The sequence below is a fragment of the Pseudoalteromonas sp. MMG005 genome (assembly GCF_018101015.1).
Taxonomy (GTDB): Bacteria; Pseudomonadota; Gammaproteobacteria; order Enterobacterales; family Alteromonadaceae; genus Pseudoalteromonas; species Pseudoalteromonas aurantia.
Genome location: NZ_JAGJEK010000002.1, coordinates 110,753 through 129,514, shown reverse-complemented (window position 1 = coordinate 129,514; position 18,762 = coordinate 110,753). Strand labels below are relative to the sequence as shown.

Here is an 18,762-nt window from a genome sequence, read left to right as displayed (position 1 = left end):
TTACTTGATTGATTTCAGTACTGGCACAGCGCTACTTTCATCGCTGAATTGCACAACATTATTCACTTTAGCACTACGCTTGTATGATTTTGCTCTTGTGTAAATTAATTTCATTTGAGTGCTTCTTTCTAACGCATCCCTTTCTTCAAGCGTATCAGCTAAATCCATGACTAATACATGTGCACGCCCGTGCATATCTACTCTATCACTATCGTGAACTACTGAACGTACCAACTCTTCAACCTTTGCCGCTACCTTCTCTTCAACAACCCCCGTGTTATGCCCTTTTGCAACAACAAACAAAACAAACACACTACAAAGTGAAAAACCGAAAAACATAATTAATAGTAAATCCATTACACAACCTTTACGTTTGATTTAAATAGCATTTTCACTGGGTACAGCGCTACTATTGAGAGACATGATAAATTAATTAATACGACTCCATATTGATATATGGGTGTAAAGCTTGAACTATCGTATACAGCATGAATAACATACTGTGTAATTTGAAGAGCCATTGCCATTAAAGTTAAATATAAACACTGTCTAGCGCAACGAGAAAACGAACACTTTCTTAGATAGTGAAGCCCAATCAACGCCACTGAAAATGCAACCGAGTTACAGAAAACTGTAAAATAGAAAAACTGACGCAGTTCCATCTTACCCATCTGCAACGTCAATATATGCTGTGTCATTAACGACCCAGTAAAATGCAACACAAGCACAGCTAGCGCAGATAAAAAGCACGAATGAAGCTCATGGTCATCTATTGTTTTTAAGTTACCTGCGCCACCAAAAAACAGCGACCACCGCCGAGCCTTAAACCTCAGTAGCAGGTACGCTACCAAGAATACTTCGAAACACTTAATAACCCAGCCTGTAACCACAAAAAAATCATTCATGCTTTTCCTTAAACCCCCTTAACCGCCAACCGCCAACTTCACATCGGGGTTAGCCCTAGCTGCTTTCGGAGGCACAACTCCATCACCACTACCACCTGTTCCACCGAAAACTTTCTTAACTAGTGACCGCTCAAGCTCTCTCATGACAAATCCTTCTCTACACCTTTGAATTTAGCCGTAACCATTGGATAGCTAGCAGCTTTCGGGGGTACAACACCACCGCCACTACCACCTATCCCACCTACCACTTTTAAAAACTCAAGTTTATTCAGTACTTTCATAAAAAATTCCTTTGTTTAAATAACTAAAGCACTTTGTTACGCCGATGTTAACTTAAAAGCAATAAAACAACAACAAAGTGAGATAAAATATTAAACCAAAAATAGAAACAGAGATACTAGTTTCGGGAACCCTCAAAAAAAAGAGGGTCCCAATAGGAACCCTCACACCAATATAGACCAGCAAAAATGGGTTAATTAAACCAATCCAACATAGGTGCCACGGAAAAGCGTCTAAAATCACCTGATTGTGTTATTAAGTGATCATTGCTTTTGACTTGATTCATTTGGCTCATTGACAACCCCATCCAGAAACGAATTTAAACCGCGATCATATTACGAGGCAAACATACTATAAGCCAATCATAACAGCGCATAAATTAGGAGCGGCAGTATACACTATCTCCCTTAAAACTGCATGTATTCACACCTCGGTATTACTTACGCCAAGTAACTTGGTTGGGCAGGTATTATCAGCACATGTAAGTAACGGCTGGTTAACTAAGCGGCCAATTGCCATGTAAAGTTGCCTGCATATTTGCCAAGCCTCTTTTCCAGCGTACAAATACAATATAAACTAGCGACTTAGGTATTAAGTAGGTAAATAGTTTACATGAAGTCGCATTTAGGCCGCCGAGCATTTTCAGCTATGGAACTACACACGCTTTTTAATGGTTATATTTACGCTGATGAAAGGCAGAAACGCGAACAACCTAAACATTGGCACTTTTGGCTACCATTAATTGCTTACTATACAGGTGCTTATAGCGATGAGATTGGCAGTCTTAACCTATCTGATATCATTAAAAAAGACGGCGTACATTGCTTTAGCTTTACCACACACGGGAAAATTCGCCACCGACTCATTCCCATTCATACCGCCTTGTGGCAAGCTGGCCTTGAAGATTACATCAAACATGTAATCGATGAACAACACGCTCGGTTGCTATATGACTTACCCAGTAAGTCGGGTCGTTATAGTGAAAAGGTCAGAATATGGTTTTCTGGTGAAGGTGAACGGTTAGGCTATTTACAAAAGTGTGACTTGCCCTCCATTGATCAACAAGGCCAAAAAACCGCAATCAGCAGCTTAAGACTCAACTTTGAACAACAGATACGGATTGCAGCGCTACAAAGAGCCAATAAATCGGCTTTTTATTATTTATTGGGCTTAAAAGATGAGGTGTTAACAGCGCCACCGCAATTCGCTATCTTAAAGCAAGTCGTCGCCCCTATTCGGGTGATTAATAACAACGTACATTGGCAGCGATTTTTAGCCCGACACCACTGATATGTCATAAAAAGGCAACTTCTTTCCAAACTTCTCTCTCAGTGACACCATATTACCTTTTGTGGCTTACATGCCCACACAAAAAACAGGACCCCTTTTCCCTGTCATATGGCAATGCAGCCAGATAACGATAAAAACACGTATAAGTAAGTGCGTATCACTAAGCTCATATCACTAAGCTCATATCACTAAGCTCATATCACTAAGCTCATATCACTAAGCTCATATCACTAAACGTATACAAATAAACACGCGCAAAAAAGCCGCTAAAAAGCGGCTTTTTTAACTAAGGTATTAACTAATTAAATTAGTTAGCACCTGTTAAGTCACCGCAATCAGCTGTTAACGGAAGCGATTCTGCAGTTCCATCTGGAGTAACTGTGATTGGACCTGTTGCCATAGTTGTACCATTGTCAAGAGGTATACGAGCATCAACCGCCACAGTATACGTAGCAGTAGTGGCTGGAACCATATTCGCCAATGCGAATGCTCCATTACCAGCACTTGCCGCTATAGATTGCGCTTTACCAGCTAAGCCATACGTCACAACAGCATTACTCATATCTACTGTTGTGCCGTCACTACATGTAGCTGTCACAGTAAAGTTTTCGCTAACTGGCTGCGCAACAGGGTTTACGAGTGTTGCTGTAACAGCACCACACACATCTACTTCACCATTTGAATTAAACCATTCAGTACCATTAACATCAACGATTGACACTGACGCTTTGGCATCTGCTGATATACCAAAACGCTTAGCCTTCTCTGCTGAGATTAATGTGGTTGCCGTTGAACCCGCAGCTATGAAGCTATTTGCAGATGCATCACTTGACGCAAACTGAACATATAAGCCACCGGCTGGAACAGCATCACCTGACACGTTTAGAGAGATGTCTGAAGTACATGGTGTAATATCTACTGTTGATGTAAAGAACGTTAAGTGTTTAGTTTGGAATGTACCAGTGAAGGTGTTTGAGTCACCATCTAGTGCACCAATAGTAACAACATTTGTTTCATCAGCCCATACACCGGTGTCTTCATTATGAGACTTCAACTTAAGCGTATCACCAGTTTGAATTGCAGCACCATTTTGCATAGTGTCAGCAGGGATTGCCATAGTTACTGTGATCTCACTGTCACCAAAGCTTTTTACTTTATTCCCGTTGGCATCAGCCATAATAATATTTGCTACACCCGCTGATTTAGCGGTGCTTGCAGCGTCCGCAGCATTTAAGCCTGCAGGAACAATCGCAGCAGCTGCACCAGAAGTGCTATCAGCCCCACTTACATTTAATGACAGCTCGCCTGAGATTGCATTTCCAGCAGCATCTAATAATTGAGTGCCAGCTGGGATACTTGCTCCAGCACCAGTTTTACCCGTTGATTCAGCTTTTACTTCAGTTGAAGTAGAACCGCCAACAGCACCAACAGTTTCAACGACAGTTTTAACACCAGGTCCATTCGCCAATGTTAATGCCAGTTGTGCGGCTATAGATGACACACCCTCTGCAGCCGTTAAATCAACAATAAAGCTTTTGCCAATATAGCCGTCAGCAGTAACACTCAGTGTAACCTCTGTGATTTCAGAGTCTGCTTTTTTAGTAAATACAACATTACCGTTAGCCGCATCCACAACCTTCAATTGATTACCATTAGCATCCACAATGTTAGTTGCTTCTTGGCCATTTTCTAAAAATGAAATTTTCGCATTTACAACGTTCGTCGTTACTGCATCAACAACATTTGCATTAACAACGAGACCTAATTCAGCAGGCGCTGTTGGCGCGACAACAACTGGGTCTGTAGGTGTTACTGGTGGTTCTACAACCACATTATTATCGTCGTCACTAAAACAACCAGTAAGGGTTAGTGCAGAAGCAACAGATAGAGCGAGAAGTGATTTTTTATTAGCAAACATGGTTGATCCTTGTGTTCCTTTCAAAATTAACAACTACTTTTAAGTGCGCTGTTAACAATACATTAAATTCAACTACTACTATATGCATAGCAGCAGTTAATGGCAATTTAGACATTAAAATTTAATAAAGTTAAACAGGGACTTTTTTCACTCCCTGAACTTCCGCCAAATTAAGTTATACCTAAAGCTTATACAAGCAACTGGTTTTAACTTTTAGCGTTACAAATGTAGCATATGAAGCTCAAAGTTCCAACAGAATAATGGCGATGTGTGACGCTAGATCGTACTTTACAATACTAATATGATAAACATTTGTCATAAGTCATAAATTTCAGTTAATACTTTTAATTTTCCTTCTTAATTTACACATCTTTAGCCACAACCCATTGGTATTTTTAATTAACCTCGATACAATCATATTTTAACGCATATAAACTCTTTTTTGAGTTGTTGCGACACGGAATAACACAACAATACGGTTGACTCATGCGCAAAAAAACCAACACCATGATATGGTCTTGCTTTATAGCAAGCTCCCCAGCGATGGCTGCAATAACAGATAATCAATCTTTTTATGGCTACACTGGGTTAATTAACATTCCTAATGCCTATACTGCTGATTTTGGCAGTCTACATACACAATATAATAACCAACTTGAATTTAGGCAAGATATCGTTGATGGCCATAATTTTACTATTAACGCGGGTGTGTTTAAGGGTCTAGAGGTCGGTGGTAAAATTGCCAGTGTGAGTATTCACGATAACCTTTTTCACGAAACTGCAAAAGACAATAAGCAAATTCGTGACTTATCATTCAATGCCAAGTATCAGCTACCGTTTGTTCCCCATGAGTGGTTTTCGCTTGCTATTGGTGCGCAAGATATTGGCGGCGCGGCAAACAACTATAAAGCTTACTACGCAGTAGCCACAAAACGTTTAGGTGATTTCGATTTAACTTTGGGTGCTGGCTCAACTGATAATTTAACAAATCGATTAGACGGGGCATTTGCAGGTGTACAGTGGCATGCGACTGATTGGCTAAGTATTACAGCCGAACATGATGGTGAAGCCGCAAGCTCAGGGGTTAAAGTGCACGTACCTAAAAAATGGTTAAGTAATAATTTAGCCATCAGTTTGGCTGCAAACTATTATGACCATAAGCAAAGTGAAGACGACATTTATTTTGGGGTAAACCTTAAATACCAACTCAATAAATCTGAGCATAAAAATTATAGACCTGTGAAACCAGCACCGCAAATGGTGAGCATCACTTCTGACTCAAACAACCCAAAAGTAAATGCCGCTTCACTCACAAGTCAGCGCTCTCAACAAGCTGAAAACACAGTTAGCAAAGGTAAGCCCTCACTCCTAAAATCAAAAGTAGTGACACACAATGCAACAGATTCAGAGTTAGAACAAACAGCCATGGCCTTTAAAGCAGCATTACTTGCTGATGGGTTCGAAAACATCCATGTTGGTTATAGCCTATCAAGTGTACACATCATTATTGAAAACCATGTCTTCAACCAAAATGAACTGGATGCTATTGGCTTAATATTAGGTCGCTTACAAGCGCACTTTAACTACCCAGGTATGGACTTCAATTTGGTGCTACAAAAACTTGAAGTGCCGCAAATCCAAATATCAGGTCAATTAGATGAATACAGAGATTTTATACAATCTGGTAGTGCACCTAACTTGGCGATCACCAACCGTGTAAATATACAACATGGTGGGTTAACCTGGGTTAACTTTGGCTCGACTAATAGCCCGTATTACAAACCACGTCTCACATTAAGCCCTGATATTGTTAAAGGCGTTGCTACTGAGCTTGGCGTACTTGATTATTCCCTCGCTTTAAAAGCACAACTAGAGGTGCCAGTTTGGCAAGGCGGTTCTTTCGTCGCTACAGGCACACAAGGTGTTGCCACTTCCGATGATTTCAAAGATAACAAGCCTTTTACGCGATTTAGGCATAAAGATGGCCTTACCAGTTTAACCTACAAACAAAATTGGCAGCTGTCGTTCAATATCTACAATCAAACACAAATTGGCTACTACTATGACTTTACAGACTATTTAGGTTTTAAACATCAAAGTATGTGGATGAGCGAAGATGGCCGACATCAAGTTAGTGCGCAATTAGGCTATTTTGACTATCAAGACTATGATGGTGACAAAACAGTTTACAATACCAGTTACCAATACAACTTATCTGAATATGATATCAGCCTCTCAGCAAGCGTTGGTAAATTTTTCAACAAAGATAGCGGCTATAAACTCACCAGTAAATTTTGGTTTGGTGACACCTCTTTAGACATTTACTACCTAGATACCACTGGTCGCTTTGTCGGCGTAGGCTTAACAGTTCCTTTAACCCCTCGTAAAGACTATACAACCCCGTACGGTGTTCTTAAAGGTAAGAGTAACTGGAGAGAGCGTATACAAACAAGAGTTGGAAACGACGCTAACACTGTGGCTTTTGGATTAGCTCAACTGCCATTTAATGATACATCAATTGAAACAGAGTTGTTTAATCAAAGTCGTTTGTCTGAAAGCTATATTCAACATCACTTACCTAGACTCAGAGAAGCGTACAACACATTTAAAAAGTGATGTCGGTGTAAAGAAAAGCTGCTAGCCTTTTTCTAGCAGCTTTTTAAGATCATACAGTATTAAAGATACTTATTATTTAAACTTAACTACTTTGGTATCACTATAACTGCTAGGCGGTAAATTGGCCTTACCACGATTATTCCAAACGAGGTCCCCGATTCCATCTTTAGGATTAAACCCTGTCGGAGCATCTAACAATAATTGACGTATTGTTTCATGATCAAAGTTATGGCACGCAATATCCATTGCATCTAGAAATACCGTTAACTCTGCTATCGGCAACATCACTTCTTTAGCTGTCATGATCCTTTCATGATTTGTTAGCTCTACGTTATCTCCAATTAGCAATTCCTCATAAAGCTTTTCACCAGGCCTTAAACCGGTACATTTAATCTCAATATCACCATGAGGGTTAGTATCTGTCTGTATTTCCAAACCTGATAAGTGCACCATTTTTGTCGCCAAGTCTTTAATCTTTACAGACTCCCCCATATCTAATACGAATACGTCTCCACCACGTCCCATAGCACCTGCTTGAATCACTAATTGCGCTGCTTCTGGAATGGTCATAAAAAAACGTGTGATTTCAGGGTGAGTCAAAGTAATTGGCCCGCCTTCTTGGATTTGACGTCTAAATAAAGGAACAACCGAGCCAGAAGAGCCTAATACATTGCCAAAGCGCACCATACAAAAACGTGTTTTATGCTTGGCCGAATCTTGTGCTAAACCTTGCAATACAAGCTCTGCCATGCGCTTAGTCGCGCCCATCACATTAGTAGGTCTAACGGCTTTATCAGTTGAAATAAGAACAAATGTATCAACCCCAGCATTCACAGCGGCTTTAGCTGTATAATAGGTACCAAAAACATTGTTCCTGACTCCCTCTACCACATTCTGCTCGACAAGCGGAACATGTTTATAAGCAGCTGCATGGTAAACTGTTTGCACACCGAATGACTTCATACACGTTTCAATACGGTTAATTCTTTGTACTGAACCCATTAGCGGGATCAACTCAACATCAAGCCTATTTTTATTGTTAAACTCAGAAAGTTCTTTCTCAATGTTATATAAAGCAAACTCGGAGATTTCAAATAAAACCAATTTAGCCGGCTTTAACTGAATTATTTGCCTGCATAATTCAGAACCAATAGAACCACCAGCCCCCGTCACCATGACAACTTTTTCGGCTATATTCGCAGCTAATAGTTCAGCTTTGGGTGCTACTGAATCTCGACCTAACAAATCTTCAATTTCAACAGCTTTAACTTCATTGATACTAGCTTTTCCTTCTACGACATCAGCCATACCAGGAACAGTCATTACTTCTACTGGTAACTTTTCTAACTTAAGTAATATCTCTTTTCGTTTTGCGCGGCTAGAGCTCGGCATGGCTAACAATACCTTTTCAACTTTCTTTTGATCAATCAAGTTAAAAATTGCATTGAAGCCAAAAACCGGTACCCCTTGAATAACCGAATTATGCTTAGTCTCATCATCATCGATATATGCCGTGACATAGTAATCAGGGCCTGTCACTAACGCAATTGCTAATTGCCTACCCGCATCTCCTGCACCATAAATAACAACTGGCGTTTTACCCACGGCAACTAACCGCCCTATCATTGCGCGCACCATGATTCGAGAACCACCGACAGACATAACCAACAATATCGCATATATCACAGGCATGGTTCTTGGAATGTTTACCTGCATAAAAAAAGTGCTAAGCACCATAACTATGGTACTTATCAGTGTGCCTAGCGATACCGCTCCTACCGCATTTGCGCCGACATAACGTAATACAGCTCTATATAAGCCTAGTTTTATAAAAGCAACCAAGCTTACAGGAAGAATAACCCCAAGTATTAACCAATTATCCAAATTAAAAAATGAAGAAAAACTATCAAGCCGCACAAATAACGCGAGCCAAAATGCTGAAAATATAAATATTGAATCAATTAGTAAAGTAACAACTCGTTTACGCGAACGAGACAAATCTAATAATGAGTGAAACAAACGTTCCATGAAGTTTCCTATTTTAGTTTCTACATCCAGCCCTAGCTGGGTATTGTTAAATATATACTATCATGACTTTAATGTATGGAAAAAATATGGAGGATCTACTGACTAATATGAAGCTCCATAAAGTTAACTATTACAGAGCATCCTAAAAACCCACACAAACTGACCTTCTTCACCTAGAAAAATCAAAGGTTTTCCTTGATTTTCGCTAATTTGGGGAATTTACAGTATTGAAAACAGAATAAACTCCCCCCCAGCTAGCTATTAGATAGCGACTTTAGTGACCAACTAACAATTCAGATTGAGGAGAAATATTATATTCAAATTTCCCTCATTCAATTATTATGCATACTAAGACATTTACTTCACCCTATCACCGCTACCGCTGCCTGTTACTGTCATAATAATATATTTAAAATAATCACCGAGAGTAAAATTATCAATCATCTCGCAGTCTGTTTTAGCAAGTAACTCAGGAGTCGACATATCTATGTCGCTTACTTGAGCAAGGCCTGTAATACCTGGGCGTACACTAAATATACCTTTTTCCATGCGTGCTAAAGTCAACTCTTCTTGATTAAATAAACCAGGACGCGGGCCTACTAAACTCATCTCACCTTTTAAGACATTCCAAAGCTGAGGCAATTCATCAAGTTTAGTCTTCCGTAAAAAACCACCAAACGGGGTGATTGACGTTGTACTCGCTAAATGACTCGCTACTGATGCGGTGTCTAAGCTCATTGTTCTAAACTTAACAAGCATAAAAGGCTTTCTATTACGACCAACACGCTCCTGTATAAATATAGGTGAACCTGTGTCAAACAAAGCAATGATGTATAAAATCACTAAAAACGGGAACGCAAATAGTAAGCCAAATAGTGCAAAGAAAAAGTCGAGTATGCGGACCATGTTGATTTCCTAATTTTTCTGCTTACAAGCCAATCGAAATCCATGTTCCATCGAATATGGAGGACGCCAGCTAAGCGTATTTTTTGTATGTGTTATATCTACTTGCAAAGACCCTGTCAATCTATCAACAATGTCTTCTTTTGAGAACAATCTCCCTACCATTTTAAAACACCAATTAGGTATTGGGATACATAAATTCGGTTTTTCTTGTGCTTTAGCCATCATTGCAACCATTTCAGCTGTCGACACATCTTCACCATCACTTACCAAGAAAACCTGGCCAGCAGCATTCGGGTGGTCTATGCACACTTTTATTAAGTCAACTAAATTATAAACAGATACCAAACTCCGTTTATTCTTATTTATCGCTCTAAATGGTAAAGGAAGACCTTTTCCAACGAGTTTCATCAATGATGCAAAATTAGCTTTAACACCTTCGCCGTATACTAGCGGTGGGCGAATGATGACCACTTCTATTCCAACTTCTTTACCCAAGGCAAGCAATTGCTCTTCGGCTTCAGCTTTGGAGACACCATATGGGTCCTCTGGACTTGGTTTATCCAAAGCACTGTAAGCCTGCTTTTCAGTCGTACTCTCACCATTTACTTTGATTGAACTCAAAAACACAAAGCGCTTCACACCCGTCACCGCAGCTTGCTTCGCAAGATTAAGTGTTCCGTCTGTGTTAACAAATCTAAACTCTTCCAGCGGTTTTTCTGCTGCCTCACTCATAACATGTACACGGGCAGCTATGTGTACAATAACATCAACGTCCTGTAGCACCGCTGAATAATCTGAATGAGGGTCTATATTTGCTTTTAAATGCTCATGACATTTTGGAGGTGTAGAACGTCCAAGTAAATTAACATTTTCCAAATTACCTAGGGTATTCAGTAAGTGACCACCTACAAACCCCGAATAGCCAGTAATTAAAACTTTACTCATCATAACTATCCTAACTCAACAATCGAGTTACTCATATCCTTCATTATGTTCGCTCTGGTGTATTTTTCAATAAAGTCGCTTCTATCTGTGTGCACAAGCTTTAATTTATTAAATGCATCCATAGCTCCTTTATGATCTCCAGGGTAAAAAATTTCTGCATTAGAAACTTCTGATTTTATAAACTCAGCAGCATACCCAGAAACACCGGCTAAAATTGGCTTACCCGTTGAGGCATATTCAAATATCTTAGAAGGGAGTACTTTCTCAAATGCAGGGTAATCATTTAAGTGTAAAAAAAGAATATCTGCATCTAAGTACTCTTTGATTAACTCTTGCCTATTAATTGGAGGTAGCAATTCTAAATTTGTTATACCAGAGATACTATCAATCAATTGCTGCTTTCGACCACCATCACCGATAACACTAATTTGAATGCCTTTATCTAATGAACTGGCAAATTCAGGAAGAATCATATGTAACCCTTGTCCTTCACCAATATTACCCGCATAGACGAGTCGCTTCGCCTTTTCTTCGGAATTTATTTCCCTTTTAATATTAGGCAAATCTAAGAATTCACCATCAATACCGTTGGTAAACCAAGAATAATTCGCCTTTGAATATCGGGCTTTGAAATACCCCGCAAACCCCTTAGAAACAAGGTTAATGTGTTTAGCTGAGGAGAATGTATATTTTTCAAAGGCTGAAAGCACTGGCTTTAATAGCAATACCGCTTTAGGGGATAGAACGTCTTTAATTGTATCTACAAAAATATCCCGTATATCCAAGTACAAAGGTACTTTCTTACTTTTAGCGACGCGAGCGCCCAAAAACGCAGTGAACAGTCTAGAGCTCGTAGCAAAAATGAGATCGTAGTTTTCACTCTTAACCAGCTTTTGAGTTTGCTGATAAAACGTTTTAAACGATTTTATTTGGTCTAGCATCCCGCTTTCGTGAGATGGCAGCGATATACGCCTTATTCTTACATTGCCATCAATCTCTTCAGCTTTAGCCCCAGCATCAAAGCTTGCATATCGATTTGGCATTGTTGTTACTACCTCAACCTCTACTCCTGCTTGTTGCCTTAACTGCTCAACCAAAGCAGTCGTTCTAAACGAGCCCGCGCAGAGGTCTGGCTTAAAATAAAATGATAAAACCAGTATTTTCACGAGTCCCTCTTAATTTGTTTAATTTCTGTTTTTAAATTGCCGCTTGTAAATTCTATTTCAATCTTTTTATTTACAATGGACATACCAAACTCAGGGTGCCAAGTACTGTCTTTTATTCTTAAAGGCTCAGAGCTACTGAGTAAGCAAATTACTTCATCATCTTTCGTGATTTTAATCTCTTTGTCAGAAAGTTTAATGACATCAACATCGGGGTGAAGATGCAGGTGAAAACAAGCAGGGAGCTGTTTTGATAACATATCACTGACAATGACACTGTCAGGAGAACACACTAACTCTCGTGTATGCTTAACCTTGGGGCTTTGCTGCAAATAGCCATTGTGACAGGCGACTAGCTGTACATTATCCGTGCTACAAATAGATTTTTCTAATTTTGCATACGCCCGTTTAGCCACCCTAAAACCTGACCAAACCTGTGAAGAATCATACCCTAAAACAGAGACCGTGTTATGTGCTGCTGTTTTACGTTGCCTTATACGCTCAGCGCATGTGCCATATAAAGATGTGCCAGAGTTTACGAAGACACGTTGTTTACCCATCGATAATTCAAAGCTCAACGTATCAGCATGTGCGTGCCCAGGTAAATAGTCAGGTCCAACATTAGCATGATCGAAAATAATGGCATATTGCTCGAAAGAAACACGGCTATATCCACTATCTTGATTGGTAATTAACTGCTGATTTACTTTATCATGATTGAGCCCTAACTTGTGTGCGTAAGAAAGTATCTGTTGTGGTTGCATTGCGATACCAATAGCAGCATCATTAAAAAAGCTTACTTCGCCATCTTCATGAATCATAGATGACAGCCAATTCAATGCTTTTCTTGCTACACCAGTCCACTTTGGCAGGCACTCATTTAGCTCAGACCTGTTACTCGTCATCGCCAAATCTATTAGTTCAAGTAAATCCCATAACAAGATCTCATGATACATTGGCGAAAGTTCAAAGTGCGCACCATCCACTAAAAACTGCTCGTCAAGCTCTTCATTAAGTAGCTTGATCCCTTGCGCTAACAACTGCGCAGAGTTTTCTCCTTGTAAATAAGCGCCAACAAAGGTCAATGCCTTCGCATTAGCAAATAAATGGTTTCCAAGGATATGATATTCTAATTGCTGCGTCAGCACATTTGCTTGTTCAAGCATACTTTTAAGGTACTTAGGTGAGACTTGGGGTTGAACACTGCACCATTTAACCCAGTTAACCAATCGCAAAGATATTGGATAAGGCTCCCAACCATTCCCGCTACACGGCGGGTTTTCCTCAATCCACTTATCAATAAAGTGTTGATGTAAAGAGCTTCTCTCTACCCCATCCAGTGAACTTAAGTCATCAAAATAGTGTAAGTTATATAGCCATAACTTAGGTTTACTCGAACAATTCCAATCAGTAGGGCTTTTAATTTTCCCCGCTTGGTGAAGGAACCTAACATCGGTGTTACTAAATAAGCTTTGCTTGTTCAGTAAAGGCCCTGACCATTGCCATTCAGAATTGCTTGGTTGACCGCTCTCGATAAACTTAGGCTTATGGAATCGGTAGTAAACTCTGAAATATACCTGCTTAAACTTAAGATATTTCACAGTGTGAAATATCTTAAGTACCCTTTCTAATTGGCCACTCATTGTTGTCTAAGTTGCTCGGCTATATCGATAGATATCTTCGCAACTTCAAAAATTTCATGGATATCAATTGGCGCGCTCTTGCCATCGCGGATTGAGTCTAAGAACAATTGCGAACAAAGGTTTTGACCTTTATCTTGTTTCCAAAGGTTCATTTTCTTGAATCCTTTAAAGCCAAAACCCTTTAACTTAACAAAGTTATCTAGCTGTAGAACTTTGCCGTCTGCAAACACTTCAATCCGCTCTTTAGGGAAACTTGCGGCACCATTCGCATAATAATGAATTGTACCAAATGAGCCGTCAGCAAATCCGAGTATGATCGCTGCTTTGTCTTCCGTAATCTCTACTGCATCACTATCACCCATTCTAAGCGCTTGTACAGATACAATTTCGCTACCAACCAGAAAGCGCATTAGGTCTACAAAGTGACAAGCTTCTCCAATAATTCGCCCACCACCGACAGCGATATCTTGAGTCCAATGATCTGCAGGAATACTACCTGCATTCATCGTCATAATGAATGACTTAGGCCCTTTTACAGGGTCAATCAATGACTTCATTTTTTGTATTTGAGGAGCGAAACGGCGGTTAAAACCAACCATTAACTTAGGAGGATTGTCTGATTGAGACGCTTCTTCATAAGCAGACTTAACTTCCTCAAGCTCTTCGTGAGTGATCGCCAGCGGTTTTTCTACGAAGACATTCTTTCCGGCATTCAAGGACTGTTTCACAAAATGTGCATGACTATTGTGACGGGTTACGATAGCCACCGTATTTACTTCATCACTTTCGATCAGTGCGTCTGTATCCGTGGTAGCTTCTTTGAAACCCGCTTGATTACCATGGATAACACCGTTTATACCGCCCGAAGTGGAAATGCTATGAAGCTGTGCACCCGCATTTTTGAACGCAGGGATTAATACCCGTGATGCATAGTTGCCAGCCCCTACGAACCCTATAACAGGTTCTCCCTGTTTATATACGACTTCAGAATTAAGCGTTACTTTTGAAGTGTGTCGAGACTCTGAAGGCGAACCATACTGTAAAAGAATGCCCAGTGCAGACTTGTCACTCGTCAATAAATCATAGGCTTCTGTCGCATTTTCAAACAAAATACGGTGCGTGATAAGCTGTTTTACGTTAAGTTGGCCACCAGCCATCATGTCTAGAATAGCTTCAAAGTTTCTCTGCTCCGTCCACCTAACAAAAGGTAGTGGGTAGTCATTTCCTTTCTCTTCATAGTTATGATCATAACGACCAGGCCCATAAGAACACGATACCTGGAAAGTCAGCTCTTTTTCATAAAAATCCGCACGACTCAGCTCTAAGCCTGTTACACCCACTAAAATAATACGACCACGTTTGCGGCTCATACGAGCGGCTTGCGTAACTGGGTCATTCGATTTGGTGGATGCAGTAATAATGACGCCATCAATACCATTGCCACGGCTAAATGCCATACCAGCGGATACAGGGTCTTCTCCCAACCCTGGGTTACAAATTTCTGCCCCGAACTCTTTTGCCATATCTAGCTTAGACTGATCAAAATCAATGGCCAGTACCCTACAACCTTGAGCTCGAAGCATTTGCACAGTTAACAAACCTATAAGCCCAACACCAGTAACAACGAATGATTCACCCATAGTAGGGTTGGCAAGACGTATACCCTGTAAGCCTATACTTGCTACAACAGTAAACGCAGCCTCTTCGTCAGAAACATTCTCAGGGATCTTCGCAACAAGATTTTTAGACACGCGCACCACATCAGCATGAGGTCCATTTGAAACAACACGGTCTCCAACTTTAAACGCATCAACTCCGCTACCAGCTTGCTCAACAACACCTACATTACAGTACCCTAAAGGCAAGGGTTGGGCCAACTTGGATTTCACGGCATCAACTGTGGTCATCAGTCCATCGGTTTGAACTTTCTCGAGCACCATTTTTACTTTGTCTGGTTGTGAACGTGCTTTATCGATTAAATTCGCTTTACCGAAATCCACCAGCATCCTTTCTGTGCCTGCAGAGATTAGCGTTGTGGTGGTATTAATGAGAACATGGTGCTTAGTTGCTTTTGGAGCTGGGGCTTCAACAATTGACGAACCACCTTTCGCCATATCTTGTAAAATTTGCTTCATTTTCTTTCCTTAATAACTTGTGCAGGTATACCTGCTACATAAGTAAAAGGTGGAACATTTTTAGTCACAACACTACCAGCTGCGACAACGGCCCCCTCACCAATGGTAACACCAGGCAAAATTACACAAGATGCACCAATCCATACATCTGACCCAATTACAACTTGAGCTGAAGTGTGGCCAGCATCGAAGATCCTACTTTTATTACATGGGACGTTGTGATTTGAGGAGAGTATTTGTGTGCGATACCCGACTAAAGTTCTATCACCAATTGATACACCACCGCTTGTAGTGATGAGCACATCCAATGCTAAATCAACATCATTACCGATTTGAATATTCTTAGCTGGGCAAATCCAAACCCCTGGATAATAAACGACCCGATTTCCAGTTTCACCACCACATAATCGTATAAAGATGGACTTCAAAAAGTTAAATGTTCTATACCTAGGCAAAGAAAAAATGAGGCGCATCAGAAGTTCATAACTAACAACTAAGAAATATTTCATCTCTTAATCACCTCTAAGATCTTTTCAACTCGCTCTTCGAAAGAAGGTAAGATAGATAAATTTGCCTCCCCTTGCATTACCATTTCATCCTTATCTATTTCTTTATTAACAAACTTAACCATACCATTATACAAGCTCTTACTATCGTGAGGTTCTACATAATAAGCTGAACCTTTGCAAATATATCTTGCAAAGTCACGATCACTCGCCAAAATCGGTTTGCCTGCAACCCATGCTTCCATATAGTTATTACTAAAGCTCTCGAGATCAGCTATATTCATAACCACATCGATATCATCATATACTTGTTGTATTAGATCTGCCTTGATATGGCCTTTGAACTCAAAAAACTCATCAATTAATTCTTCGCTGATACCATCAATTAAATTTCTATAAAAAGATACAAGCTGATTTTTAGTAGATGACAATACAAATTTAACTATGATATTGTTTTCTCTTAACTTAGGAAGTAGCTGGACCACCCTCCAGATATTTTTATGATAATCAAGCCCCGATAAGATCAGAAATTTAGTTATATTTCGACTTTCACTAACTTTGGCTTTTTTTATGAAAAAAGAAGGTGTTGGAGCTAAAACAGTAGAATTTGTGGCATTAAAATTAAGAACATCGCAGCATCTTGACTGCATAACTTCCGTTTCAAAAATGATATGGTCTGCTGTTTTTAGGCGACTTTTTCTAATGTAGTTAACTATTTTTTTCTTAAACTTAAATGTAGTAGGCAAAAATTTCCAGTATGGAGAATCATCATTACAAATAATAGGGTAGGCTACACCAGAAATTTGTTTCACTCCCTTTATCTTTGGTAGTCCTGAGCCGAAAAAAGTATAGACATGGGTGTAATTATTCTTTTTGACAATTTTTTTATAATGAAAATATTCAAACTTTAATCGTGAAATTGTTTTCGCGCTATTTACTATAACATTGCATTGTAAATTCAGCTCATTCAAATTATAAGGAAAAGCATCAGAGATAAGAACGTCAAAGTTACAGTCAGCCTTAAATAACTTTAAGAAGTTAATAGCCAATTGTGCGCCACCACCAGATTTTATAGGTGAAAAATCAATAAGCAACTTCATTATATAGCTCCATAAATAACAACTCCGCTGAGTAAAACTGATAACAATAAAAATATTTGGTTTCGCTTAAAACCAATAGAAAAACCTGGTGAAAATGAACAACCGATTGCATATATTGTGGGTAATAATGGTATAAGCAGAACCCTATGCCTATCTAGAAAAGAGAAAAAGCCTACAGTAATAGCCATTACAATAAAGTAAAAGCAGAACTCTTTATTTAAACCATTTCGCATAAGAACTACATTTGTAACACCTAGTACATATGGACCAACAAGGAACAAAAGAGTAATCGTAGTTATTGCCCAACCTATACTTCGATGATTAAGAATTTTCTCATGCATTAAGCTTTCTCTAACGGGGTGATAAATGCCATTAACAGAAATAGGTCTTATAACTTGGGCATAGTTATTAATAACAAACCTAATAGGCAATGGCATACTATTAACTTTTGCCATTCCTCCACCCGCTTCAGAAGCACTATCAGAAAACTTTGTAACTCTTTCGGAAACTATTTTATCCACATTACCAAGCTGATATTTAGAAATAGAAACATTGGTAAAAATCATTGCCAATATAAAGGTAAAACTTAAACCAGAAATGGTGAGTAATTTGAGGAGTCTATTTCTATTCAAATAAAGAGTATAACTTAAAATGTACAAAAACAATAAGATCAGTCCATTAGGCAACCTAAATGGCATTACTAAGAATACCCACAACAAAGCTCTTTTCCTTTTTTCTAGAACGTCTAACAAAAAAACAACTGAAAAGAAACTGATATATACATCACGATATAAATGCACAACATTTTGAGAATAAGTATAATTAAGCAAAATTGTGACTAACAATACAAAATAAGAAACATCCACACCAATAACGTGCAAAGCAAGCCTATGTGAAATAACTATAGTAAACGCAGCAAAAATTATATTAAAGGGTAAAACTTGAAATAATGAATTGCCTAGACCTAAAACATCGTAAAACAAAAAAATAATAGCAATAAATTTCTCATAAATAGAATAGGAACTTACAAACAAATCCTCCTTTAAACTTACCCCCCAATCAGAAAACCTTTTATCATCACCATATGCATCAAAAGGGATGTCATAGTAAAAATAATGGTGCTCGATTAAAATACAGGACAATGAAAAAAGAAAAATGTAACTAAAAAAATAAATCCACCTTTCTTTATAACTCCTAAAAACATTAAACCTTAGACATAAAAATTCAGAAAAGTAATAGTAAACTAAAAAATATAAGACCTCATAACCGACCAATAAATTTAAGAGGAATGTAATGCAAATGAACATTACATTCCTTAAATGTATTAA

The 18,762-nt window shown here is 39.1% G+C and carries 16 protein-coding genes; 2 read left to right on the top strand and 14 right to left on the bottom strand.

The features are described 5' to 3' along the window. From J8M01_RS02585 to J8M01_RS02575, 4 genes are read right to left on the bottom strand one after another with little or no spacing between them, the layout of a single operon-like run. Positions 1 to 357, bottom strand: coding sequence for a hypothetical protein (locus J8M01_RS02585; RefSeq protein ID WP_211056903.1), 357 nt, complete (start codon positions 355 to 357; stop codon positions 1 to 3). Further along, positions 357 to 905 (bottom strand): hypothetical protein, encoded by a 549-nt coding sequence (locus J8M01_RS02580; RefSeq protein WP_211056902.1) that lies wholly within the window; start codon positions 903 to 905, stop codon positions 357 to 359. The genes J8M01_RS02585 and J8M01_RS02580 overlap by 1 nt, the downstream gene beginning before the upstream one ends. Positions 906 to 923: 18 nt before the next feature. Continuing rightward, on the bottom strand, positions 924 to 1,049 hold the full coding sequence (locus J8M01_RS24130; protein WP_282100498.1) for a hypothetical protein: 126 nt from the start codon (positions 1,047 to 1,049) through the stop codon (positions 924 to 926). Then, positions 1,046 to 1,186 carry a hypothetical protein gene (locus tag J8M01_RS02575; protein ID WP_211056901.1) on the bottom strand — a complete coding sequence of 47 codons (141 nt, stop codon included), beginning with the start codon at positions 1,184 to 1,186 and terminating at the stop codon, positions 1,046 to 1,048. Before J8M01_RS02575 ends, J8M01_RS24130 begins: the two co-directional genes overlap by 4 nt. A gap of 610 nt (positions 1,187 to 1,796) precedes the next feature. Between J8M01_RS02575 and J8M01_RS02570 the strand changes: the two genes are divergently transcribed. Continuing rightward, complete coding sequence (locus J8M01_RS02570; RefSeq protein ID WP_211056900.1) at positions 1,797 to 2,474, top strand: hypothetical protein; 678 nt, start codon at positions 1,797 to 1,799, stop codon at positions 2,472 to 2,474. 307 nt (positions 2,475 to 2,781) lie between these two features. Here J8M01_RS02570 and J8M01_RS02565 read toward each other — a convergent pair whose 3' ends face one another. Next, entirely contained in the window at positions 2,782 to 4,392 is a 1,611-nt protein-coding gene (locus J8M01_RS02565; RefSeq protein ID WP_211056899.1) for a hypothetical protein, read from the bottom strand. A gap of 486 nt (positions 4,393 to 4,878) precedes the next feature. Here J8M01_RS02565 and J8M01_RS02560 point away from each other — a divergent pair, with 486 nt between their 5' ends. Next, the gene (locus J8M01_RS02560; RefSeq protein ID WP_247670956.1) at positions 4,879 to 7,008 is read left to right on the top strand and encodes a YjbH domain-containing protein; all 2,130 of its coding nucleotides are present in this window, start codon (positions 4,879 to 4,881) and stop codon (positions 7,006 to 7,008) included. 72 nt (positions 7,009 to 7,080) lie between these two features. Here the strand turns inward: J8M01_RS02560 and J8M01_RS02555 are convergent, their stop codons facing one another. The 9 genes from J8M01_RS02555 to J8M01_RS02515 form a co-directional block, all read right to left on the bottom strand. Beyond that, entirely contained in the window at positions 7,081 to 9,036 is a 1,956-nt protein-coding gene (locus tag J8M01_RS02555; protein ID WP_211056898.1) for a nucleoside-diphosphate sugar epimerase/dehydratase, read from the bottom strand. Positions 9,037 to 9,393: 357 nt separating this feature from the next. Next, positions 9,394 to 9,942, bottom strand: coding sequence for a sugar transferase (locus J8M01_RS02550; protein ID WP_211056897.1), 549 nt, complete (start codon positions 9,940 to 9,942; stop codon positions 9,394 to 9,396). A gap of 9 nt (positions 9,943 to 9,951) precedes the next feature. Beyond that, positions 9,952 to 10,890, bottom strand: coding sequence for an SDR family oxidoreductase (locus J8M01_RS02545; RefSeq protein WP_348772708.1), 939 nt, complete (start codon positions 10,888 to 10,890; stop codon positions 9,952 to 9,954). A 2-nt stretch (positions 10,891 to 10,892) separates the two neighbouring features. Further along, complete coding sequence (locus tag J8M01_RS02540) at positions 10,893 to 12,053, bottom strand: glycosyltransferase family 4 protein (RefSeq protein ID WP_211056896.1); 1,161 nt, start codon at positions 12,051 to 12,053, stop codon at positions 10,893 to 10,895. Further along, a complete protein-coding gene (locus J8M01_RS02535) occupies positions 12,050 to 13,651 on the bottom strand; it encodes an alginate lyase family protein (protein WP_348772707.1) in 1,602 nt (533 codons plus the stop codon). Before J8M01_RS02535 ends, J8M01_RS02540 begins: the two co-directional genes overlap by 4 nt. A gap of 38 nt (positions 13,652 to 13,689) precedes the next feature. Continuing rightward, entirely contained in the window at positions 13,690 to 15,828 is a 2,139-nt protein-coding gene (locus J8M01_RS02530) for a bi-domain-containing oxidoreductase (RefSeq protein ID WP_211056894.1), read from the bottom strand. Further along, on the bottom strand, positions 15,825 to 16,337 hold the full coding sequence (locus J8M01_RS02525; RefSeq protein WP_211056893.1) for an acyltransferase: 513 nt from the start codon (positions 16,335 to 16,337) through the stop codon (positions 15,825 to 15,827). Before J8M01_RS02525 ends, J8M01_RS02530 begins: the two co-directional genes overlap by 4 nt. Next, positions 16,334 to 17,434 (bottom strand): glycosyltransferase, encoded by a 1,101-nt coding sequence (locus J8M01_RS02520; protein ID WP_211056892.1) that lies wholly within the window; start codon positions 17,432 to 17,434, stop codon positions 16,334 to 16,336. The genes J8M01_RS02525 and J8M01_RS02520 overlap by 4 nt, the downstream gene beginning before the upstream one ends. Then, positions 17,434 to 18,468: a hypothetical protein gene (locus J8M01_RS02515; RefSeq protein WP_211056891.1), complete on the bottom strand. Its 1,035-nt coding sequence runs from the start codon at positions 18,466 to 18,468 to the stop codon at positions 17,434 to 17,436. The genes J8M01_RS02520 and J8M01_RS02515 overlap by 1 nt, the downstream gene beginning before the upstream one ends. Between the last annotated feature and the right edge of the window lie 294 nt (positions 18,469 to 18,762).